Annotated in this window: 24 protein-coding genes; all 24 read left to right on the top strand. The window is 39.1% G+C overall.

The window, feature by feature from the left end; translation table 11 throughout:
- Positions 1 to 2: 2 nt before the first annotated feature.
- The 24 genes from OLD84_RS14420 (at position 3) to OLD84_RS14305 (ending at position 23,624) form a co-directional block, all read left to right on the top strand.
- Positions 3 to 776 (top strand): SDR family oxidoreductase, encoded by a 774-nt coding sequence (locus OLD84_RS14420; protein WP_209464317.1) that lies wholly within the window; start codon positions 3 to 5, stop codon positions 774 to 776.
- A 75-nt stretch (positions 777 to 851) separates the two neighbouring features.
- The gene (locus tag OLD84_RS14415) at positions 852 to 1,415 is read left to right on the top strand and encodes a TetR/AcrR family transcriptional regulator (protein ID WP_209464318.1); all 564 of its coding nucleotides are present in this window, start codon (positions 852 to 854) and stop codon (positions 1,413 to 1,415) included.
- A 184-nt stretch (positions 1,416 to 1,599) separates the two neighbouring features.
- Positions 1,600 to 2,673, top strand: coding sequence for a phosphotransferase family protein (locus OLD84_RS14410; protein ID WP_209464319.1), 1,074 nt, complete (start codon positions 1,600 to 1,602; stop codon positions 2,671 to 2,673).
- Complete coding sequence (locus OLD84_RS14405; RefSeq protein ID WP_209464320.1) at positions 2,670 to 3,446, top strand: 2-phosphosulfolactate phosphatase; 777 nt, start codon at positions 2,670 to 2,672, stop codon at positions 3,444 to 3,446. The genes OLD84_RS14410 and OLD84_RS14405 overlap by 4 nt, the downstream gene beginning before the upstream one ends.
- A 2-nt stretch (positions 3,447 to 3,448) precedes the next feature.
- Complete coding sequence (locus OLD84_RS14400; RefSeq protein ID WP_209464321.1) at positions 3,449 to 4,423, top strand: quinone oxidoreductase family protein; 975 nt, start codon at positions 3,449 to 3,451, stop codon at positions 4,421 to 4,423.
- Between the two features lie 54 nt (positions 4,424 to 4,477).
- The gene (locus OLD84_RS14395; protein WP_209464322.1) at positions 4,478 to 6,127 is read left to right on the top strand and encodes a long-chain-fatty-acid--CoA ligase; all 1,650 of its coding nucleotides are present in this window, start codon (positions 4,478 to 4,480) and stop codon (positions 6,125 to 6,127) included.
- A gap of 48 nt (positions 6,128 to 6,175) precedes the next feature.
- Positions 6,176 to 7,156 carry a phosphotriesterase family protein gene (locus OLD84_RS14390; RefSeq protein ID WP_209464323.1) on the top strand — a complete coding sequence of 327 codons (981 nt, stop codon included), beginning with the start codon at positions 6,176 to 6,178 and terminating at the stop codon, positions 7,154 to 7,156.
- Positions 7,157 to 7,190: 34 nt separating this feature from the next.
- Positions 7,191 to 8,798 (top strand): long-chain-fatty-acid--CoA ligase, encoded by a 1,608-nt coding sequence (locus OLD84_RS14385; protein WP_209464324.1) that lies wholly within the window; start codon positions 7,191 to 7,193, stop codon positions 8,796 to 8,798.
- A gap of 198 nt (positions 8,799 to 8,996) precedes the next feature.
- A complete protein-coding gene (locus tag OLD84_RS14380; protein WP_209464325.1) occupies positions 8,997 to 9,875 on the top strand; it encodes a 3-hydroxyacyl-CoA dehydrogenase family protein in 879 nt (292 codons plus the stop codon).
- A 1-nt stretch (position 9,876) separates the two neighbouring features.
- A complete protein-coding gene (locus tag OLD84_RS14375; RefSeq protein WP_209464326.1) occupies positions 9,877 to 10,656 on the top strand; it encodes an enoyl-CoA hydratase/isomerase family protein in 780 nt (259 codons plus the stop codon).
- Between the two features lie 62 nt (positions 10,657 to 10,718).
- Positions 10,719 to 12,257, top strand: a complete 1,539-nt coding sequence (locus OLD84_RS14370; RefSeq protein ID WP_209464357.1) for an acyl-CoA carboxylase subunit beta — start codon at positions 10,719 to 10,721, stop codon at positions 12,255 to 12,257.
- A gap of 141 nt (positions 12,258 to 12,398) precedes the next feature.
- Entirely contained in the window at positions 12,399 to 13,379 is a 981-nt protein-coding gene (locus tag OLD84_RS14365) for an NADPH:quinone oxidoreductase family protein (protein WP_209464327.1), read from the top strand.
- Positions 13,380 to 13,469: 90 nt separating this feature from the next.
- Entirely contained in the window at positions 13,470 to 14,213 is a 744-nt protein-coding gene (locus tag OLD84_RS14360) for an SDR family NAD(P)-dependent oxidoreductase (RefSeq protein ID WP_209464328.1), read from the top strand.
- A gap of 36 nt (positions 14,214 to 14,249) precedes the next feature.
- On the top strand, positions 14,250 to 15,113 hold the full coding sequence (locus OLD84_RS14355; protein ID WP_209464329.1) for a branched-chain amino acid ABC transporter permease: 864 nt from the start codon (positions 14,250 to 14,252) through the stop codon (positions 15,111 to 15,113).
- The gene (locus OLD84_RS14350; protein ID WP_209464330.1) at positions 15,113 to 16,117 is read left to right on the top strand and encodes a branched-chain amino acid ABC transporter permease; all 1,005 of its coding nucleotides are present in this window, start codon (positions 15,113 to 15,115) and stop codon (positions 16,115 to 16,117) included. The genes OLD84_RS14355 and OLD84_RS14350 overlap by 1 nt, the downstream gene beginning before the upstream one ends.
- A complete protein-coding gene (locus tag OLD84_RS14345; protein ID WP_209464331.1) occupies positions 16,117 to 16,893 on the top strand; it encodes an ABC transporter ATP-binding protein in 777 nt (258 codons plus the stop codon). The genes OLD84_RS14350 and OLD84_RS14345 overlap by 1 nt, the downstream gene beginning before the upstream one ends.
- On the top strand, positions 16,874 to 17,593 hold the full coding sequence (locus OLD84_RS14340; RefSeq protein ID WP_209464332.1) for an ABC transporter ATP-binding protein: 720 nt from the start codon (positions 16,874 to 16,876) through the stop codon (positions 17,591 to 17,593). The genes OLD84_RS14345 and OLD84_RS14340 overlap by 20 nt, the downstream gene beginning before the upstream one ends.
- Positions 17,594 to 17,688: 95 nt before the next feature.
- Positions 17,689 to 18,921 carry an ABC transporter substrate-binding protein gene (locus OLD84_RS14335; RefSeq protein ID WP_209464333.1) on the top strand — a complete coding sequence of 411 codons (1,233 nt, stop codon included), beginning with the start codon at positions 17,689 to 17,691 and terminating at the stop codon, positions 18,919 to 18,921.
- Positions 18,922 to 19,073: 152 nt separating this feature from the next.
- A complete protein-coding gene (locus OLD84_RS14330; RefSeq protein ID WP_209464334.1) occupies positions 19,074 to 20,249 on the top strand; it encodes an acyl-CoA dehydrogenase family protein in 1,176 nt (391 codons plus the stop codon).
- 28 nt (positions 20,250 to 20,277) lie between these two features.
- Positions 20,278 to 21,042: an SDR family NAD(P)-dependent oxidoreductase gene (locus OLD84_RS14325; protein WP_209464335.1), complete on the top strand. Its 765-nt coding sequence runs from the start codon at positions 20,278 to 20,280 to the stop codon at positions 21,040 to 21,042.
- Between the two features lie 31 nt (positions 21,043 to 21,073).
- On the top strand, positions 21,074 to 21,523 hold the full coding sequence (locus OLD84_RS14320) for a MaoC family dehydratase N-terminal domain-containing protein (protein WP_209464336.1): 450 nt from the start codon (positions 21,074 to 21,076) through the stop codon (positions 21,521 to 21,523).
- The gene (locus OLD84_RS14315; protein WP_209464337.1) at positions 21,520 to 21,924 is read left to right on the top strand and encodes a MaoC/PaaZ C-terminal domain-containing protein; all 405 of its coding nucleotides are present in this window, start codon (positions 21,520 to 21,522) and stop codon (positions 21,922 to 21,924) included. The genes OLD84_RS14320 and OLD84_RS14315 overlap by 4 nt, the downstream gene beginning before the upstream one ends.
- A gap of 77 nt (positions 21,925 to 22,001) precedes the next feature.
- Entirely contained in the window at positions 22,002 to 23,171 is a 1,170-nt protein-coding gene (locus tag OLD84_RS14310) for a thiolase family protein (RefSeq protein WP_209464338.1), read from the top strand.
- A 39-nt stretch (positions 23,172 to 23,210) separates the two neighbouring features.
- Positions 23,211 to 23,624, top strand: a complete 414-nt coding sequence (locus OLD84_RS14305) for an acyl-CoA thioesterase (RefSeq protein ID WP_209464339.1) — start codon at positions 23,211 to 23,213, stop codon at positions 23,622 to 23,624.
- The last annotated feature ends 18 nt before the right edge of the window (positions 23,625 to 23,642 follow it).

The raw sequence follows: 23,642 nt of genomic DNA, 5'->3' as shown, positions 1-23,642 counted from the left end.
AAATGAGTATAAAAAACTTATTCAATTTAGAAGGTAAAACTGCGATTGTTACAGGCGGAGCACGAGGGTTAGGTGCACAAATTGCGGAAATCTTTGCAGAAGCAGGGGCAAATGTTGTGGTTTGTTCAAGGAAATATGATGCATGTAAAGAAAAAAGCGAAGAACTTAAAACGTTAGGTGTTGACTCATTAGCTTTTAGTTGTGATGTGGCAAATCAGGATGATATAAAAAAAATAGTCGAAGGAACAGTTGAACACTTTGGTGCAATTGATATTCTAGTAAATAATAGTGGAGCTACATGGGGGGCATCGGTGGTTGATATGCCTTTTGAAGCGTGGCAGAAGGTGATGAATGTCAATGTAACAGGAACATTTCTGATGAGCCAGGCTGTTGGCAAAGAAATGATTAAACAACAAAGTGGAAAAATCATTAATATTGCTTCGGTTGCTGGGTTTGGCGGATCAGATCCGAGGTATATGGATACAATCGGCTACAATACAAGTAAAGGTGCAGTCATGACGTTTACAAAAGATCTTGCGGCAAAATGGGGCAAATATAATATCAATGTCAATGCAATTGCTCCAGGGTTTTTCCCGACGAAAATGTCAAATGGATTACTTGAAAAAGGTGGCGATAAAATATTGGAAGGAACGCCATTGAATCGATTTGGTAGTGATGAAGATATGAAAGGTGCAGCACTATTCCTAGCTACGAAGGCATCCGACTTTATAACAGGGGATATTTTGACGGTTGATGGTGGATCACATACTCTTTAATAGATGAATTGTATGGTACATTGTGATACATTAAAGGCTATGAAAAAATATACGGCTGGCGAGGATAGTGTGCATATGAAGGAAAAAATAACGAAAGAGAGTATCTTACTATTTGAAAAAAAGGGTTTCAGTACAACATCAATACAGGATATCGTTGATGTATTAGGTGTCACAAAGGGAACATTTTATTACTATTTTCATAGTAAAGAACAGCTGCTAATGGATATCCACTATGATTACATTACAACGCTATTAAAACGTCAAGAACAAATCCTAAATAAGGATCAGATGTCTCAAAAAGATAAACTTACGGAGAATATACGTTTATTAATCAGAAATATTATAGAGGAAGGACCAAGTGCCCGAGTGTTTTTCCGGGAGTTAAGACATTTAACAGATGAAAATAGGGATAAAATAAGACAAGAACGAAAAAAGTTCCGCCTGAATGTTGAAAAAATTGTGCAACTAGGAATGGAACAAGGAGAATTCAGAAAATCTTTGAAGCCAGACATGGTAGCGTTTGGGATTGTTGGTATAACGAATTGGAGCTACAATTGGTATCAATCAGGTGGAAGTACCTCACCGGAGGAATTGGTAAAAATTTATGCTGATATGATTTTAAACGGTATTCAAAATTAATATTACTATTTGTTAGGATAGTAATATGCAACAAATTAACGGAATAGTTTTAACATACCAACTAGTTAGTGCTATGAATGCAAGAACTTATTTTGTTTAATGGCAATTTATACACCTAACTTCAATTAATCTAATATTATTAATTTAATTGCTACTTGTTGTGTTAGTAGGAGGGGAAAAAGAAATGAAATCTTCGTATAGTGATACGATAAGTGTTCGAAAAGGGGAAGAGTTAAATAATGAGGTATTATTTCAATTTATCCGAGAAAATATAACGGATATTCCGAATGGGACATTGGAGATTGAACAGTTTGGCGCAGGTCACTCTAATTTAACTTATTTATTGAAAGTAGGGGACTGGGAAGCGGTGTTGCGCCGCCCACCATTAGGGCCAGTAGCGCCAAAAGCGCATGATATGGGACGGGAAAGTCAGATTTTATCAAGTTTACATCCATTATATCCTACTGCACCAAAACCATTTGTTTTTTCGGAGGATGAATCTATAGTAGGGAGTCCGTTTTTTATCATGGAAAGAAGAAAAGGGATAGTGGTAGATTCTGCGTTTCCTGAAGATGTGGTTTACGATCCATCATTAGGCCGAAAAATATCGGAAGTGATGGTTGATAACTTAGTAGAATTACATCAGGTAGATTACACGAAAACAGAATTGGTAAACATGACCAAACCAGATGGATTTATGGAACGTCAAGTAGCGGGATGGACGAACCGTTATTTTCGTTCTAAAACCGATGAGATATCTGGGCTTGATCAATTAACGAATTGGCTTAAGAATAACGTTCCAGTCTCTCCTGAACCAGCAATTATACATTATGATTATAAATTAAATAACGCAATGTTTTCGAATGATTTCAGTAAAATGACAGGTTTGTTTGATTGGGAAATGACCACCGTGGGTGAACCTTTAGCAGACCTCGGGGCAGCATTAAGCTACTGGATTGAAGCAGGCGATCCAGATGAACTAAAAAAGGGACTAGGAAAACCTTCTGTAACGATAAAGGATGGATTCTTCAGTCGAGCCCAATTTCTGGAAGACTATGCGTCGAAAAGTGGTCGTGATGTATCAAAAATTCACTTTTATCTTACGTTTGCATACTTCAAGCTTGCTGTTATTTGTCAGCAGATCTACTACCGTTACAAAAAGGGACAAACAAGTGACCAGCGGTTTGCTAGGTTTAACGAATACGTGGAGAGTCTCATACATCACGCTTTAAATTCTGCCAAAGGTGTGATCCAGTGAAGATACATCTCTTATTAAAAAAAGAAGAAATAGATTCGGCTCAAATGAATGACGATAAAATTGCAGTTGTTTTTGATGTATTGCTTGCAACTTCTACTATTACGGCAAGCCTGAACTATGGTGCAGACCGTGTCATTCCTGTGATGGATGAAGCAGAAGCTATATCAGAAGCTGAAAATTACTTGTCTGAAGAAATCGCACTTGTAGGGGAATATAACGGAATTACAATCGATGGATTTATGAATCCGGCTCCCTCTACTCTCAAAGGACAGTTGAAGGAAAAAACAGTCATACTCTCAACGACGAATGGAACGGTTGCTATTCGAAGGTCGGCACCAGCGAAAAAAGTATATATCGCTTCTTTATTAAATGGAGAAGCAGTGAGTAAACGAATTGCAAGTACGTACGAAGATGAAACGATAGTGGTTGTATGTTCAGGATCATCCAATCAATTTTGCATGGAAGATTTTTATGGTGCTGGGTATTTCATATCGCAACTCGTTAACGAATCCGGCATGACAAATGCAGATTTAACAGACAGCGCACTATCTGCAAAGCTATTCTATGAAAATTTATCTCATTATGCTTTTCAGGTGCTAAGTGATACAAGAGTAGGGAAGATGCTGAAAAAATATAATCTGCAAGAAGATATAGAACTTGTTAGTCAGCAAGGAGTGTTAGCTATTGTGCCAAGGTTAATAGATGGTAAAACAATCGTCCTTGAAAAGGAAGCTGAAGCGAGTTTAGAAAAGCAGAATTTAGGAGGAAAGTGAAAATGAAAGTAGTTCAATTCAGTGAGTTTGGTGGACCAGATGTGTTAAACGTAATAGAACAGGAAGTACCAGCTATTGGCAAGGAAGAGGTATTAATTGAAATTAAGGCAATAGGTATAAATTACGCAGATACGGCGAGGCGCCAAGGGTCTTACGTAGTGCCCACGGAGTTGCCTTTTATACCAGGAGCAGAAATTGCTGGGGTTGTAGCTGAAGTTGGTGAGAACGTTCAACGCGTGATAAAAGGAGATCGAGTAGTAACCCTGATTGGTTCTGGCGGTTATGCGGAATATGCAGTAGTGCAACCAGATAATCTTATCCCAATACCGGATGATGTTAGTTTTGAGAAGGCAGTTTCTCTGCCATTACAAGGGTTGAGTGCCTATCATATATTGAAAACAATGGGAAGACTGGAAGAAGGGGAGACCGTTCTTGTGCATGCAGCGGCCGGTGGTGTTGGCTCATTGGCGGTACAACTGGCGAAATTATTTGGTGCAGGAAAGGTGATCGCTACAGCCAGTACAACGGAAAAGTTAACATTTGCAGAGGAAATGGGTGCAGATCACCTTGTCAATTATACGGAAGAGGGATGGGAGAAAAGGGTTCGTGAATTAACCGGTGGAAAAGGCGTGGACGTAGCGCTTGAAATGGTCGGCGGTGACATTTTTCAGAAAACGGTTAAATGCCTAGCTCCTTTTGGACGTCTTGTTATTTATGGAGCTGCAAGTGGAGAACAGGCGGCGTTTTATCCCTCTACTCTAATGAGAAGGAATCAGTCCGTGGTCGGTTTTTTCTTGCCGCAAATTATGAATAAACCAACCTTATTTCAAGAGAGCTTAGAGGAATTGTTGCTTTATGTGACTAAAGGAAAGCTCGAGCTTACTATTGGTGGCATTTATCCATTAGTTGATGCTGCTGAAGTACACCGAAAATTACAGGGGAGGGAAACCAAAGGGAAGCTTGTTCTGGTTCCTTAAGAGAAAAGTTAGGTATTTTCGATTTCCAGTTTCAATGAGGAGTGAGTAAATATAATGAATCCCAATCATTTTGAATTTTGGCCCCCTCTTTTATCGAAAACATTAACGGTACCGAAGACGACATTATATGATAACTTGGTTATTTCTGCAAAAAAATACCCGGATAAAATAGCCATTCAGTATTATGGGCAGGCATATTCTTATAAACGGCTTCTAAAGGAAGTGGAACAGCTTGCCGGATATTTAGAGAGCGAGTTAAACGTTAAAAAAGAAGAAAAAATATTATTGTTCATGCAGAATTCACCTCAATTCTTAATTAGTTTTTTTGCGATTTTGCGCCTGAGGGCAGTAGTTGTACCAATCAACCCAATGAGTACTACGAAAGATCTAACGTTTTATGTTCAGGATTGTGACATCAGGCAAGCATTGGTTGGACAGGAATTATATGAGAAAGTAATACCACTAAAAGAAGAAACCTCTTTGAAAAATCTTATTGTGGCATCCTATTCAGATTATATGGATACGGAAAAAGCACGTGAGAATTTACCGCCAGAATTAACAGCACCATCGAATGCATTAACCGAAGATACTTCATGGAAGGATGCATTAAATACAACCCGTCAAGCTGCTGCATATACCGGAGAAGATGAAGATGTTGCAATGATTCCGTATACATCTGGGACAACAGGTTTGCCTAAGGGCTGCGTTCACACGAATAAAACCGTTCAGGCTAATACAGTTGGAACGAGTCACTGGATGAACGTTACCGCCGATGCAGTGATTCTGACCACCTTACCACTATTCCATGTGACCGGACTAATCCATAGCGCGTTAGCTCCCTTATATTCAGGAAGTACCATGGTAATGATGACACGCTGGGATCGTGATTATGCAGCTAAAACGATTGAAAAGCATGGCTGTTCTAATTGGATTAATATCAGCACCATGTTGATCGACTTTTTGTCCAATCCGAATCTAGTTAACTATGATTTATCTTCTTTGAAAGCAATCGGCGGAGGAGGCGCTCCACTTCCAGAGGCAGTTGGGGAACAACTGTATAATCGAACAGGTCTCAGATATATTGAGGGTTACGGTTTGTTCGAAACCATATCACAAACACATTTCAATCCACCTAATCGACCAAAGTTACAATGCCTAGGGATTCCTTCATTTGATGTAGATGCACGGATTATTGACCTAGTCACAGGAAACGAACTTGGTGCTAATCAAGAGGGAGAACTTGTTGTAAATGGACCACAAGTTTTCCGCGGTTATTACAAACGTGATCAAGATAATAGAGAATCGCATATCAAAATAGGTGAGAAAAAATTTTTCCGGACGGGTGACATTGTGAAAGTAGATGAGGAAGGCTACTTTTTCATCGTTGACCGCCTGAAACGAATGATCAATGCAGCGGGGTTTAAAGTATGGCCAACGGAAGTTGAATCCGTTTTATATAAACATCATGCCGTACAACAGGCATGTGTAGTCAGCGCCCCTGACGCCAAGCGTGGCGAGACTGTCAAAGCATTTGTCATTCTGAAAGATGAGTTTATTGGGAAGGTAACTGAAAATGACATCATAGAATGGTCGAAGGAACAAATGGCTGCCTATAAGTATCCACGTATCCTTGAATTTATTGAAAGCTTCCCAACGACAACCAGTGGGAAGATCTTATGGAGAGAATTACAGAAGAACAGCTGATTGTAACAATTAATACCTTTGAATTAAAAATTGAAGGAGCTGTAAAACATGGAAGAATGGATAGAAACCGTGACAGGAAAAATCCTGGTTGAAGATATGGGAAAGACATTAATACATGAGCATTTTGTATTTGGATATCCGGGTTTCAGTGGCGATGTGACAAAGGGAGCTTTTAATGAGCAAGAGGCATTAAGGGTTGGGATTGAAGCTGCTAACGCGGTAAAGAGAAATGGAGTGAAAACAGTTGTTGATCCAACACCAAATGAGTGTGGAAGGAATCCAGCGTTATTAAAGAAAATTTCTGAATCGACTGGACTACAAATTATTTGTTCCACCGGTTACTATTATGAAGGTGAAGGGGCAACACCATATTTTAAGTTTCGTTATGGGTTAGGAACAGCGGAAAAAGACATTTATGACATGTTCATGACAGAAATAAATGAAGGGATTGCAAAAACTGGTATCCGTCCGGGAGTTATTAAACTTGCTTCTAGTAAAGATGAGATTACAGCCTATGAGAAAATGTTTTTTGACATTGCGGCGAAGGTTCATAAGGAGACTGGTATCCGAATAATTACCCATACTCAGGAAGGAACAATGGGTCCAGAACAGGCCAAATTGCTAGTCGAGTCAGGGGTTGAACCGTCCAAAATTGTGATAGGGCATATGTGTGGAAATACAAACCTTGACTATCATGAAGAAACGCTAAAAACAGGTGTGAGGATTGGATTCGACCGATTCGGGATTCAAAAACTGGTTGGTGCTCCGATGGACAGTGAACGTATCGAGACACTAACAAAGTTGATTCAGAAAGGTTATGAAAATCAAATTATGCTTTCCCATGATTCAATTACTTACTGGATGGGACGTCCGCCTGAAATGGGTGATGATGTATCAGAGTTGGTTAAGAATTGGCACCCAACTCACTTGTTTGAAAATATTATACCTGAGTTAAAACGTAATAATGTACCTGAAAATGTCCTGAATGAAATGTTTTATTTAAAAAATAAACATAAATCAAAAATGTAAGCGTTATCCTATTTAAACCTATCTTTATGGAGGAATGTTAATGAATAAAGTATGGCTTGACCAATACCCAGAGCATATAAACAAAGAATTGGAAATACCAGATAAATCTATTCCAGAGATGTTACAAGAAACCATTTCGAATTACGGAGATCAATCTGCACTTTACTTTTATGGGCATGAGATAAATTATAACAAGCTTGGTAAACTAGCTGGTGCCTTTGCTTCTGTTCTTCAAGAAGAAGGCATAAAGAAAGGGGACCGGGTAGCGCTTATGCTACCGAATTGTCCGCAATATGTAATTAGTTATTATGGAGCTTTGCAAGCTGGGGCCATTGTTACCCAAATTAATCCAATGCTTGTTGGTAAGGAATTGGAGTATATATTGACGGATTCGGGTGCGGAGACAATTGTGATCTATGAACCATTGCTTCCCGTCTTAAACAAGATTCAAGATAAAACTTCTGCAAAACGCGTGATCAAAGTAAACCTAGAAGGCCGGGATACAGAGGACAGTATGGCAATTGGCTTTGATGCGTTTTTGAAAAAAGCATCGAAACCTCCTGAACCTGTGACTATCGATTCTCGTGAAGATGTAGCTGTTCTGCAGTATACAGGCGGTACGACAGGTCGTTCAAAAGGAGCGATGCTTACACATAAAAACCTGCTGGCAAATGTCATGCAGACATATGAATACTTTAAAGATGCCATCAAGCCAGGCAAAGAACGTTTTCTAACTGTTATTCCCTTGTTTCATGTCTATGGTATGACGTCATGTATGAACCTTTCCATTTATACAGGAGCGATGAGTATCATGTTACCAAAGTTTGAACTGGAAGAAGTTCTGCAGACAATTAAGGAAGTACAGCCAACCTCATTTCCTGGGGTTCCAACGATGTATATCGGTTTAATTAACCATCCAAAGGTCAGCGAATATGGACTTGACAGTATTGAAATTTGTAATAGTGGAAGTGCACCAATGCCTAGAGAAATTTTGAAGACGTTTGAAGGGAAAACGGGTGCAAACATATTGGAGGGGTATGGCCTCTCAGAAACTGCACCAACAACTCACTGTAACCCTTACTTCGGTAAACGAAAACCTGGAAGTGTCGGGATTGGTGTTCCATGTACTGATTATAAAATCGTTGACTTAGCTGCTGGTGAAAGTGAAATGCCTGTTGGCGAAACGGGAGAAGTACTAATTAAAGGTCCACAGGTAATGAAGGGCTACTGGAATATGCCAGAGGAAACAGCGCAACAACTTCAAAATGGCTGGTTATATACAGGTGATATCGCCTATGTGGATGAAGAGGGGTATTTATTTATAGTGGATCGCAAAAAAGATCTTATTATTGCAAGTGGATACAATGTATATCCCCGAGATGTGGAAGAAGTCATCTATGAACATCCTTCTGTCCAGGAAGCGGTTGTTGTAGGGATTCCTGATCCTTATCGCGGAGAAACAGTAAAAGCGGTTGTCGTTTTAAAGGAAAATCAACAATGCGATGAAAAAGAGTTAATAGCTTACTGTCGGGAGAACTTGGCGGCATATAAGGTGCCCCGCCTCATTGAATTTAGAGAAGAATTACCAAAAACCAGTGTTGGAAAAATTCTACGCAGAAAAATCAGAGAAGAATTAGTATAAGTGCGTGTTCAAAAGTTGCCGAATTAGAAGCAAGAAGGTTGAGGAGGCGTAGTTTTGAGCAACGGAGCGTATCGCTTTTAATACGTGAGTAGCGGAAAAACAAGCCAACGAAGAGAATCGCCGCTTATCATTTGGTGACATTTTGAACAACCTCTATAACGTATAATTTGAAAACGTCTAAAAGTGGAGGAGATAACGATGAATATAGAGAACGTACAAAAAGTTGCAGTCTTAGGTGCCGGTTCAATGGGGCATCAAATAGCGATGCTTTGTGCACTTGGCGGATACGAGACCTCCCTACAGGATATTGAAGTAGGTGCTATAGATAAGGCGAAAGAAGTATTAGAAGCTCGTATGCAGGATTGGATAAAAAAAGACAAAGTTACAAAAGAACAGAAAGAGGTAGCTTTCGAAAAACTTTCTACAACGACAGAGCTAGAAACGGCAGTTAAAGATGCAGACTTGGTTATCGAAGCCGTAGTGGAAAAATTAGATGTAAAACGTGAAATATTTGCCAAACTGGATTCTTATGCACCAAAGGGTGCTGTTTTAGCTACAAATAGCTCAACGATTGTAAATTCCAAAATTGCAGATGTCACCACAAGAAAAGATAAGGTGATTAATATGCACTTTTTCTTCCCGCCATTGGTAATGGATTGTGTCGAAGTAGTGAAAAGTGATCAAACCTCCGCGGAAACTGCCCAAACAGCACTCGATTTCTGTGAACGTATTGGACGTAAAGGCGTGCTTTTGGAAAAAGAAATATATGGTTTTGTAGCCAATCGCTTATTATTTGCACTGTCCAATGAAGCAGTTTATTTATATGAAAATGGGTATGCGGACTTTGAATCGATTGATTTAATTGCGAAAAAAGCATTAAGCCACCCACTTGGGCCATTTGAATTAATGGACCTTTCAGGAATAGATGTTGGCTATTATGGAAATATGCAGCTCTATGAGGAAACAGGCGACCCGAAGAATAAACCTCCAAAATCAATAGAAGAAAAAGTTAAATCTGGAAATCTTGGTCGAAAAACCGGTAAAGGTTGGTATGACTATACGAAAGGGGATAAATGATATGTCACAACTTGTAACCTATAAAAAAGAAAATGGGATTGCCATCATTACAATCGATAATCCACCATTAAATGTGCTCAATCAACAGATACAAAAAGAATTAAAAGGGATTACTGCGGAGATAAAAAATGATAAAGAAGTTGTATGTGTCCTTTTAACCAGTGCTGGAGACAAAGCATTTATGGCTGGTGCGGACATAAAGGAATTTCCAGAGATGATGGGAAATCCAGATATGCGAAGTGAAGTAATGTTCATGCATGGCATGTTAAATGACTTGGATCAATTACCGAAACCAACCATTGCTGTACTTGATGGCCTTACATTTGGTGGTGGATGTGAACTTGCATTATCCTGTGATATGCGGGTTGCTGAAGAGCAGACACAGCTTGGTTTTCCAGAAATTAAGTTGGGCCTTTTCCCTGGTGGAGCAGGTACACAAAGACTTCCCAGGCTAATTGGTGAAGCAAAAGCAAAAGAAATGATGTTTACAGGGGAGCCAATTGCTTCAGACGAAGCTGAGAGAATCGGCTTAGTAAATCATGTGGTACCAAATGGGAAAGCATTTGATAAAGCGATGAACCTTGCCCTACAAATAGCAAATAAGTCACTTCAACCTTTATCTAGAATCAAAAACGCAGTCGATGAAGGATTGGAAATGAGTTTAATAGAGGGAATAGAAAAAGAAGCCGATTTATTTGAAGAAGTATTTCAAACAGAAGATGTTAAAGAAGGAGTAGAAGCATTTATTGAAAAAAGAAAACCTCACTTTAGACATCGGTAAATCATTATTTAGGAAATGGTAGACCGATTTGTTAAATTAGAAATATTTCAAGGAGATAAATGATGGATAAAGAAATAGAAGAATTAGTAGCGCGTAAAGAAAAAGCAAAATTTGGTGGTGGAAAGGAAAAAATAGAAAGGCAACATAGGTTGGGGTATTACACTGCCAGAGAGCGGATCGACAAGCTTGTTGATACGGATACTTTTTTAGAATTAGGTATGCTTGCTCACTCCGATCAAGTAGGCAGTGAAGAAAAAAGTTCAGGAGATGGTGTCATTACAGGGTTAGCTAAAGTAAACGGGCGTCCAGTTGTGATACAGGCAGCGGATAAAACCGTTTTTGCTGGAACGGAGGGAATGGTATATTTTCGTAAAACACAAGCCGCTCATAATTTTGCGGTGAAGCGTGGGTTTCCTTTGCTTAACCTAATGGAAGGTGGCGGCTTGCGAATGCCAGATGGAATGGGGGCTGATGGGATAAGTCAAATGCTTTTTCCAAATGAACTCTTGACACATCATCGGGAGGTTCCTATGCTTACAGCAATTTTGGGAGACAGTTTTGGAGGACCGACTTGGACAGCGGTCTCTTCTGACTTTGTCACACTAATGAAGGGAACAACAATGGCAGTGGCAGGTCCTCGAATGCTTGAAGTAGCTACAGGTGAGAAAATTTCAAACGAAGAACTTGGTGGTTGGGAGGTTCATGCCAATTTTACTGGGCAAGTGGAGCGTTTTACTGAGGATGAGGATGCTTCCATCGAAGAATTAAAGCAATTCCTAAGCTATATGCCACTTAATGGAGGAGAAGAACCACCTTATAAAGAAACAAAAGATGACCCATATCGCCGACTTGATGAAATGGTTGATCTTGTTCCGACGAGAAGAAAGCGTGCTTACGATATGAAAAAAGTAATCAAACTAGTCGTTGATGAAGGAGATTATTTCGAATTAAAATCATCTTATGGTACAGCACTCATCACTGTCTTAGCGAGAATTGATGGGAGAGTAGTAGGGATTATTGCAAATCAGCCGCTAAAATTTGCCGGTGCAGCAGGTGCAAAAGAATGTGAGAAGGCTACAGATTTTATTGTATTGTGTGATTCCTATAATATTCCCTTAGTCTTTCTACACGATATTCCAGGTTTTCGGGTATCAAGTGATGCGGAAAAATTAAAGATGCCGACTAAAATCATGGTGTGGAATCAAGCACTTGCCCAATCTACTGTTCCAAAAATTTCGGTTGTCATTCGTAAGAGTATTGGTGCAGCTTATGGTAATATGTGCGGACCAACGATGGGGGCTGACTTTGTTGTTGCATGGCCAACAGCTGAGATAAATTTTACAGGCCCTGAAGTTGGAATCAATGTTGTATATGGAAACGAACTACAGAAATCAGAAAATCCTGAGAAGAAACGGGAAGAGTTATTGAAATCATGGAGTTTTGATAGTTCACCGTATAAGGCTGCGGGAAAGCATTTAATAGATGATGTTATTGACCCAAGAGACACACGAAAGTTTCTCTCGCAAACGTTGGAATATGCATGTGCAAATAAGGGTTCTAAAAGTGAACGAAATCTTGCAAACTGGCCGACGGGTTTTTAGTAGGATCGATTTAATGGGTAAGCGTTTCTGGAATAAATAATTTTAGGAATAAAAGCACATGTAACATACCATACGTTCAGTATTTAAAGATAAGTATATAGGTACGATTCCACAACACCACATTAAAAGGAGGAAATTAATATGCAAAGTTGGAAAGTTACAGAACTGGGAGAGCCAAGTGATGTATTGGAATTACAAGATACTCCCCTTCCTTTTGTAGAGGCAGGTAACGTCTTAATTGAGGTGGAAGCCTCTTCACTTAATTTCTTTGATATATTACTTTGTCAAGGGAAATATCAGGAGAAGCCTTCTATCCCTTTTACACCAGGATCAGAAGTTTGTGGGATTATTCGAGAAACAGGTGAGGGGGCTCAGTTAAAAGAAGGGCAACGAGTCATTGCAACACCCGGACTTCCTGAAGGAGGATTATCAGAATGGGTATCTGTCCCCGAGCATTCTGTTTATGTTATTTCAGATACGATGTCTGCAAGTGAAGCGGCGGGAATGTTTATAACTTATCAAACATCTTATTATGCATTGTATCACAGAAGTAACCTGCAGAAAGGGGAAGTTCTATTAGTTCATGCGGGAGCCGGTGGAGTTGGTTCAGCAGCTATTCAGCTAGGGAAAGCAAAAGGGGCAAAAGTTATTGCAACAGCTGGAGGGCCGGAAAAAGTGCAGATATGTAAAGAACTTGGAGCTGATATTGCAATAGACTACAGGTCTCAGGATTTTGTAGAAATTGTGAAGAAGGAAACGGGAGGACGTGGAGCAGATGTCATTTATGATCCAGTAGGTGCAGATATATTTGATCGATCTCGTAAATGTATTGCTTTTGATGGTCGTATTTTGGTTATTGGTTTTGCAGGTGGACGTATTCCAGACGCTCCCGTCAATCACGCATTAATTAAAAATTACTCGATCGTAGGTGTTCATTGGGGGCTGTTCGCTAAGAAAAACCCAGAAAAGGTAAGGGAAATTCATCATGATTTAATGCGGCTTTATGAAGAGAAAGCTATTCTTCCTTTGATTTATCGAGAGTATGATTTTAAGGATGTGCCTAGTGCCTTGGAAGTTTTAGGAGATCGTAAAACATATGGTAAATTGATAGCTAAACCTTGATGTTTCTACTAGGAAATAATAGAGCCTAGTAAACAATCTATAGAAGATTAGTAGTTATGTTCAAAAACGCAAAAGAAATGAGTGAATTGAATGCGATTAAAAAATAAAGTCGCCATTATAACGGGTGGTGGAGGCGACATCGGTAGAGCCACGGCTTTGCGATTTATTGAAGAAGGTGCCCGCGTTATGATATCAGATATTGGTGAAGAAGCGGGTCTGAAAACAGTAAACTTAATTAGGGAAACGGGAGGTGAAGTCGAATTTATTCGCACTGATATGAGTAATCCTGAAGATGTTGAGAAAATGATAGAAAGGACAATGGATACTTTTGGTCGTCTTGATATCTTATTCAATAATGCTGGTGTTGATAGCACTGAAAAGAAAATACCTGATGTTTCATTGGAGGAATGGCAAAAAGTAATAGATGTAAACCTTAATGGTGTGTTCCTAGGTATGAAATTTGCTATTCCACAGATGGAGGCGGGGAGCAGTATTATTAATACCGCAAGTATAGCCGGAATCAAGGGACAAAAACTTGTTTCTGCTTACTCGGCTTCGAAGAGTAGTGTCATAACTCTATCTAAGACAGCAGCAACAGAATTTGGAAGGAAAAATATTCGTGTGAATGCCATTGCCCCAGGAATTATTGATACAAATATGGTAGGAGAGTGGAAGAAAACAGAAAAATGGCCGGTATTATCTACTGCTAATGCATTAAAGAGAATTGGGAAACCAGTAGAAATTGCTAATGCAGTTTTGTTTCTTGCATCAAATGAAGCCTCTTTTATTACCGGCGAAACACTTGTAGTTGATGGTGGAACGATGAATATTTAAAAGAGAGTAAAAAATTTAAAATGAGGGAGGAAGACAATGGACTTATTTTTCCAGCAATTGTTAAACGGACTCTCCAATGGAAGCGTTTATAGTTTAGTTGCTTTAGGATTAACAATGGTTTTCGGTATTCTGCATATCCCTAATTTTGCTCATGGAGCCTTTTATATGATTGGGGCATATGTAACACTGACTGCCATGGTATTGTTAGGCGCACCTTATTGGATAGCATTAATTATTTCCATGGTAATAATTGCTTTGCTATCCGTTTTATCCGAGCGGTTGGTATTTCATCCGCTTCGCAATGCGCAACCTCTTCATCAAATGATGGGGGCAATCGGTATTTTGTTATTTTTGGTGGCTTTTGCCGAAGTGGTATGGGGGCCTAGATTTCAGCAAATGGCCAGTCCATATGGGGATGCCATAACTATTTTCGGGGTTACCTTTACACAACAACGCTTAATTGTCATCTTGGCATCGATGGTTATTATGCTTCTGCTACATCTTTTCCTTACAAAGACTATGATTGGTTCAGCAATTATCGCAATGGCTCAAAATAGGGAAGGTGCCTATTTGGTAGGAATAAATGCAAATATGGTAGCAATGATGACTTTTGCCATAGCAGGTGCATTAGCTGCAGCTGCTGCAACGTTATCTTCGCCAATCAATTTGGTCTTCCCTGATATGGGAGAATTGGTAATTATGAAAGCGTTTGTAATTATTATTATTGGAGGCATGGGTAGTATCCCAGGAGCAATTGTGGCAGGTTATATGCTTGGCATAGTAGAAAGTTTTGGGGCAACTTATATTTCAGGGGATTATAGAGATGTCATCGCTTTTGCGTTGCTTGTAATTATTTTGACTTTTAAACCAACAGGATTATTTCCAGGGAGGGTACACTAATGGCAAAAATTTTCACTAACAGAAATGGTGTATTGTTTATTCTTGGAATCGCTCTCCTATTACCGTTTTTAGTACCAAATGATTATATTTTACACGTTTTATCCTTAGTCTGTATCTGGTCAATTAGTGTATATGGGATCAATATCCTTACAGGCTATACGGGGAAGTTGTCACTTGCGCATATCGGTTTTTTTGCTTTTGGAGCTTATGCACTTGGTCTCTTAACAGTAACTGCCGGCTGGAATTTTTGGCCAGCTCTAGTTGCAGCTTGTGTTATGGCAGTCATCTTAGGGATATTAGTTGGGTTAATTTCCCTTCGAACAAATGGACATTACTTTGCCATTTATACGATGTGTGTAGGATTTATCATTTATCTCATTATTGATAAATGGGACAGTCTTACTGGTGGAGTTCGAGGTTTGGTTGGAATTCCGACACCCTCACCTATTGGACCAATCACTTTTGATAGTTTGACATCCCAATATTATCTTTTGTTATTTTTTCTAGTACTGACCATTTTTATTACGAAACGTATCGTCCATTCCCTCCTAGGTAGGACATTTATAGCTATTCGTAACAGTGAGGAACTTGCAATGACGATTGGAATTTCAACTAAGAAAAATCAACTATTAGCTTTTGCGATTTCATGTTTTTTTGCAGCATTATCAGGGGCACTGTATGCATCTTTTGTCCGATTTATTGGACCGGAAGTTAGTACGCTTTTTCTAGGATTCGAAATGCTGACCTACTTAGTCATTGGAGGTATTGGGACATTGTCAGGGCCAGTTGTTGGTACATTATTGCTTGTATCATTAACGCAATATTTACAGTTTTTACAAGAATACCGAATGCTTTTATTCGGTCCCATCTTACTTTTAATCGTAATATTTTATCCTAAAGGTATCGTAGGAGGGGTAAATAAACTTATTAATAAGTTAAAAAGAAAAAAAACAAAAGGTGGCGCTGCTCAGGAAAAGGGTAACGATATAGAGGAGGTCAGTTAATGGTTTTAAAAGTTGAACAGTTAACAAAAGCGTTTGGAGGACTAACGGCAGTTGATAATGTTGACCTTGATGTGAAGGAAGGGGATATCCAAGCAATTATTGGTCCAAATGGAGCGGGTAAATCCACATTTTTTAATCTGATAAGCGGCTTCCATCCTTCTACCTCTGGAAATATTTCTTATAAAGGAGAAAGCATAGAAAAGATGCAGCCTAATAAAGTTGCCAAGCTAGGAATAGCAAGAACGTTTCAAACAACCAATCTGTTTGAAGATGCGACCGTCATGGACAATGTTATTATAGGAAATCGATTGAGAACAAAATCGGGTCTTTGGGATGCAATATTGCGTACCAAGCGTGAACAAAGAGAGGAAGAAGAAAGCATTCAGAAAGCTTATGAATCATTGGAATTTATTGAATTGTCACATCTTGCAGATGCGCCAATTGGTAGTATTACCCAAGAACAAAGAAAAAGAGTTGCTTTTGCTTTGGCGCTAGCTACGAATCCTAAGCTTGTGCTGTTGGATGAACCAGCAGCTGGGGTTAATCCAGATGAGACGGATGGACTTGCTTATTTGATTAAAAAAATAGCAAAGAGTGGGATTACTGTATGTTTAATAGAACATAAAATGTCGATGATTATGTCACTAGCAGATAGAATCATGGTATTGAATCAAGGGAAAAGAATAGCAGAAGGAACACCAGAGGAAATACAGCATAACCAGGTTGTTATTGAAGCATATTTGGGGAGTGAGGAGAATGAGCCAGCTAACGCTTAAGGCATCTGAATTAGCAGTTAAATATGGAGATTTTACTGCTTTAAAAGGGATTAATTTAGAAGTAAGTCAAGGAGAATTAGTTGTTTTACTAGGGGCAAATGGTGCGGGGAAAAGTACTTTATTTCGTGCTATTAGTGGTCTAAACAAACCAGCTAAAGGAGAAATACATTTTCATGATAATAAAGTTAATGGGTTTTCACCAGATAAATTAGTAAAATATGGTATCGTACAATGCCCTGAAGGGAGAAAACTGTTCCCAAGGATGTCTGTTAATGACAATTTACAAATGGGGGGATTTGTTCAACGGGGCAAAAAAAAGGAAATGCAGAAATCAATGAAACATGTTTATGATTTGTTTCCAATTTTAAAAGATAAAGAGAATAATTTAGCTGGATCGTTAAGTGGTGGTCAGCAGCAAATGCTTGCAATTGGTAGATCATTAATGGCTAAACCGAGGCTGCTATTACTTGATGAACCCTCCTTAGGCCTTGCTCCAATGATTGTAAAACAGATGTTTGAGATCATTCAGCAAATTAATCAAGAAGGAACTACGGTTCTATTAGCGGAACAAAATGCAAGTGCAGCCTTGAAAATTGCAGATAGAGGTTATGTGATAGAAAATGGTCAAATGGTTGTCAAAGGTACCAGTGAAGAGCTTTTCAATAATGAAGAAATTAGAAAAGCTTATATCGGTGCTTAAACAATAGAATCTTATTCTAAAGGAGGAGGTATTTAAAAAAAACTAGTTTATGTTGAAGAAATTTAGCAGTGTATAAAAAAATGGGAGGTTCCAAAATGAAGCAAATAAAAAGCATTTTTCTGCTTGGGATTCTAGTACTACTGGCTTTTGGTTTAACAGCTTGTTTAGAAGACGATGTATCAGGTGATTCACCGGATGTGGATGAAAGTGAAACAGTTGAAACTGAAACGCCAGAAGTAACTGATGATGAAGAAATTGTTAAAATTGGGTATACGGGTCCCTTAAGCGGTCCAGGAGCCCAATATGGATTACATGTATTAAATGGAATGGAAATGGCTGTTGAAGAGATTAATGAAGAAGGTTTTGAAATAGATGGAACCACACACAAAGTTGAACTCGTTGCACTTGACGACCAATATTTGCCCAATGAGGCTGGTGTAAATATAACAAGAATGGTCTCAGAAGACGATCCAGTTGCGATTCTTATTCCACACAGTGGAGGAGTTTTTGCAGCGCAAGAGTTTAATGAACAGGATGATTTTATTATTATGGCCTATACGAGTGAACCAAGGATGTATGAGCAAGGGAATGAGTTGTTGATGGGTATCTCTCCTCAATACAGTGTTTGGCCAGATACATTTAGCGATTATATGATGGAGAATTTTGGGGGTAAAATGGCACTCCTCCCAACAAATTCACAGTACGGTATGGACTGGGCAGAAGCGATAGAGCCTGTTTGGGAAGAAAAGGGTGGAGAAATTGTTTATGAAAGCGATATAGATTATAGTCAAGATACGGATTATTTTACTGTTATGACAAACGCTTTAGATAATGACCCGGATGTTCTATTTGTAGGCGGCCCTTCTGAACCAACTGCACTTGTTATTCAACAAGCAAAGGAATTGGGTTATGAAGGTGGATTCATGATAATGGATCAAGCAAAATTAGAAGAAATGGCTGGGTTTTTGGATGGCTATGATATGTTGAATGGATCAATTGGTGTTCTTCCTATCGAAGAAGAGAACACGGAGGCGAGTAATCTGTTTGTTGAAACTTATCAGGAGCAGTTTGATGAAGAGTTCGCGACATCTGAATCGTCTCTTACGTATCAAAGTGTGCATGCATTAGTGGAAGGGATGAAAGTTGCTGGGACAGTTGATGATAGAAAAGCAATTATGGACGCTTTGAATGAAGGTATCGAAAATATTCCAGAAGAGAAATCGGTACTTCCTCTTCACGAGATTGATGATGAAGGCAGTATGCAATGGAAGTTTGAGGCTGGTGCTGTAGAAGATGGAGAAGTAATTTCCATACCACTGGATGAATAGAAATTAAATTATAGAAATATGTGAAAACAAAAAAAACTCATGTTGGCTTTGAATAAGCTATAGAGTAGGGATATTTAATTCATGGGTTTTTCTCTTTTTAAACTAAACATACTTACCAGTTAGTATGAATAATAAAAACAGGAGTGAATAATATGCATTTACGTTTAAATGATGAACAGAAAATGGTCCAAAAGACGATTCGGAAATTTGTAGAAAAGGAATTAATTCCACTTGAAAATGAGGTGCTGCGAAACGAACGCGAAGGGAGGCCAAGTCTTTCAGCAGAACAAATGGAAGAACTTCAATTGAAGGCAAAGGAAGCAGGTTTCTGGGGAATTAATACCCCGAGTGAATACGGAGGTGCTGATCTTGGACAGTTAATGTTGGCAATTGTATTAATGGAAGTTTCCAAGACATTTGTTCCTTTTGACTTCGGAGGTTCGGCAGATAATATTCTTTATTATGGTAACGATGCACAAAAAGAAAAGTACTTGATACCAACCATAAATGGTGATAAAAAATCCTGTTTTGCCATGACAGAACCTGGTGCAGGATCCGATACGAGGAATATACAAATGACAGCAGTTAAAGATGGAAATGAGTGGGTTTTAAATGGAGAGAAGACATTCATCACTGGTGGGAATGAGGCCGATTTCGTTATGGCAATTGCAGTAACAGATAAAGAAACACATCAGAAAACCGGTAGTGGTGGCGTAACTTGCTTTATTGTTGATCGAAGTATGGGTTGGAAATCAGAGTATATTCACACAATGGGAGAATGGGGTCCAGCTAGCTTAGTCTTCGATAATGTAAGAGTACCTGAAGAAAATATATTGGGAGAGGTTCACGGAGGATATCAACTTGGACTGGAGTGGATTGGATTTGCTAGATGGGTTGTAGGAGCTACGGCAGTTGGTGCTTCGGAACGTTTACTACAAATGGCTATCGATTATTCGAAGGAACGTGAGACATTTGGGAAACCAATTTCTGAAAGACAGGCAATACAGTGGCAAATTGCTGACTCTGCAGTGGAGATAGAAGCAGCTAAATGGCTCGTGCTAAATGCTACGTTCACCCTTGATGAAGGGGAAGACAATCGTCATTTGGCATCTATGGCTAAACTGTATGGATCTAACATGGGAAATAGAGTAATAGACCGGGTTCTACAGATTCATGGTGGTATGGGGTATACAAAAGAATTGCCAATTGAGCGCTGGTACCGTGAAGCAAGATTATGGAGGATTTATGATGGTACAGATGAGATTCAGCGATTAATTATTTCCAGAAATCTATTAAAAGGAAACGTAAAAATAGGCCAGTATATTTAAACTATATAGAAGCAGGGGGGAATCAAGCATGACAGGTCGATTTAAAGGAAGAGTAGCTTTTATTACAGGTGGAAGTCGAGGGATAGGAAAAGGAGTAGCTCAAACTTTAGCTGAAGAAGGTGCTAAAGTAGCCATTATTGATATTAATGAAGAAGCGCTTGTTAAGACAGCAAGTGAATTAACGGATCAAGGTTATGACGTATTTTCTAAGGTAGTAAACGTTGTGGAATCAGATGAAGTGGAGACAGCGATGAAAGAGGTAGTGACCAAATTTGGATCACTGGACATTCTTGTGAATAATGCTGGAGTTATTCGAGATAACTTATTGTTTAAGATGACAGATAGTGACTGGGGCCAAGTAATGGACGTTCATTTAAAAGGGGCATTTAATGCTGTCCGTGCTGCCCAGCAATACATGGTAAAGAATAAATATGGGCGAATCATTAATACGTCATCGACTTCAGCTCTTGGTAATCGAGGCCAAGCTAATTATGCAACAGCAAAAGCAGGGCTGCAAGGTCTAACCAAAACGTTATCCATTGAACTCGGTAAATTTGGCATTACAACAAATGCGGTTGCACCTGGATTCATTGAAACAGAAATGACGAAAGAAACAGCAGAACGTATTGGTGTACCATTTGAGGAATTGGTAAAAGCAAGTGTCGAAACGATCCCAGTTGGTAGAAGCGGAAAACCAGTGGATATCGCGAATGCCGTTGCTTTTTTTGCAGATGAGAAATCATCATTTGTTAATGGCCAAGTCATCTATGTTGCTGGTGGACCAAAAGATTAAACCCAAATTGAGATAAAGGGGAGCTAAATTAATGTATAAAGATCAGATAGGAAATAAGTCTAATAAAGTAAAGAATATAGTAGAAAGAGGAATGTTAAAAAAGTTTGCTGAATCTATTGGGGATCCACACCCGATATTTATAAATGAAGAATATGGAAAGCAAACCAGATACGGTCAAAATATTGCACCGCCGACTTTCCCACGTGTCTTTGATTACGGAGATATTGAAGGGTTATATCTTCCTAATATTGGACTTATTCATGGTGAACAAATCTATCATTATGAACGGCCGCTATTCGTGGGAGAAGAGGTTTATTGTTATACAGAACTGATGGATTACTATGAAAAAGAAGGAAATAACGGATTACTTGGCTTTGTCATTTTAAAAAGATACGGCGAAGACCTGGAGGGTAAAACTATCTTTACAGAATCACAAACTGTCATCATATCAGAAACAGTAAGAAAGGAATTGATTCGATGAGTAGCTTAGTTGAATTAAAACAAAACGAAGCACTGGAAGAAATAACCCTTGAACCTGTATCTAGAATTGACTTGATTAAATACGCAGGTGCTTCAGGAGATTTTAATCCTATCCATACGATTGATGATGAAGCAAAGAATGCAGGGCTTCCAGGTATTATTGCCCATGGGATGTGGACGATGGGAAACTTGTCTAAACTATTTACCCCCTATTTAGAAGAAGCGTTTATTCAGGATTATCAAATACGCTTTTCAGGAATGGTTTTTCTGGAGGATGTTATTACCCTTAAAGCAGTATTACAAGATTCCAGTGAGACGTTCCTCCATTTTAAAGTAGCAGCTGTTAATCAAAAAGGTGAAGATGTTATTAAAGGCAACGTAACGCTAAATCTGTATATCTAAGCAGTGATATGTGGCTGGATGAAAATTAGTAGATCGAACTTTATTTAATAGATAAATGATAGAAGGAGAGATTATATATGAAAAGAGAAGCTGTTATCGTATCAGCAGTTCGAACACCGATAGGCAGACAGGGAGGTGCAATGGCGTCTGTCCCTGCACATGTATTCGGGGCAGAAGTTATTAAGGAGGCTGTTAAACGAGCGAATGTTGAACCAGAAACAATAGATGATGTAATCTTTGGAAATGTACTGAGTGGGGGAGGAAACATTGCCAGATTAACAGCTTTACAGACAGGATTATCACTTGATTTACCAGGTCTAACCGTTGATCGACAGTGTGGTTCAGGGATAAATGCGGTTAACTTAGCTGCACAGGCAATTAAAGCTGGAGAAGGTGATGTTTATATTGCTGGTGGAACAGAGAGCATGAGCCGTGCGCCATACTTAATGGATCGTCCTGAAAAGGCATACAGTGCTGCACCTCCAAAATTTAAAAGTTCGGATCTCTCACCAAAGGAAATTGGTGACCCGCCAATGGGTATTACTGCAGAAAATTTAGTAGAAAAACATGCAATTACGAGAGAAGAACAGGATGAATTTTCTCTAAGAAGTCAGCAAAGAATGGCAAATGCAATGGAAGAAGGGCGTTTTGATGAGCAAATCGTACCGATAGATATCCCTGTTCGAAAAGGAGAACCAATTATTTTTTCAAAAGATGAACACCCTCGTCCCCAAACAACAATGGAAGGACTATCGAAATTACCACCCGCTTTTCTTAAGGGGGGTAGTGTGACAGCGGGATCGAGTTCTGGTTTAAACGATGCTGCTTCTGCGGTTGTCGTCATGTCTAGAGAGAAGGCAGAAGAATTAGCCGTTCCCCCTTTAGCTACTATTCGAGCATCAGCTGTTGCAGGAGTTGATCCAAACATCATGGGTATTGGACCAGTTCCAGCAGTCAAAAAAGTGATGGAAAAATCTGACCTTTCCACAAGTGATATGGATATTATCGAAATTAATGAAGCATTTGCTGCACAAGTCATTGCGTGTGATCGAGAACTTAACTTGGATTTTGATAAGGTAAATGTTAACGGCGGGGCAATTGCGCATGGTCACCCATTAGGTGCTACGGGAGCAATTCTTATAACAAAAGCACTGTATGAATTAGAACGTACGGATGGAAAATACGCACTTATTACTGCTTGTATTGGTGGCGGCCAAGGTATTGCAACAATTATTGAAAGAGGATAGTTGATTGAAAATCTATTCGTTGGATGAAAGGAGGAACCTATGACAACTTCACATGAAATAGAGGTGTATGTTCGATTCTGTGAAACGGACGCAGCCGGGCATGTAAACAATACAAGTTACTTTTTATATCTTGAAGAAGCCCGAACAAAGTTCTTTTATAAACTTGGTATTGGTCAAGAGGATTCTAATTTGGTATATAATTTTATCTTGGCGTCAACAAAATGTGATTACTTGGAACAGGCATTTGCTACGAAAACATTAAACGTATCTACTTCTGTTTCAAATATAGGAACAAAAAGTTTCACAGTAGATCATGTAATTACCACAACTGATACTGAAACAGTAGTGGCACATGCTACTGCAACACTTGTTTACTTTAATTATGCCAAGCAAAAAACGGAAGCAATTCCTGACTCAATTAGAAGTTTATTAGAGCCTATTCTAGTAGGGTAACTGAATGTGTAAAGGAGA

Source organism: Virgibacillus natechei (genome assembly GCF_026013645.1).
GTDB lineage: Bacteria > Bacillota > Bacilli > Bacillales > Amphibacillaceae > Virgibacillus_L > Virgibacillus_L natechei.
Note: the sequence above shows the minus strand (reverse complement) of the source record. Positions and strands in the feature narration are given on the sequence as shown.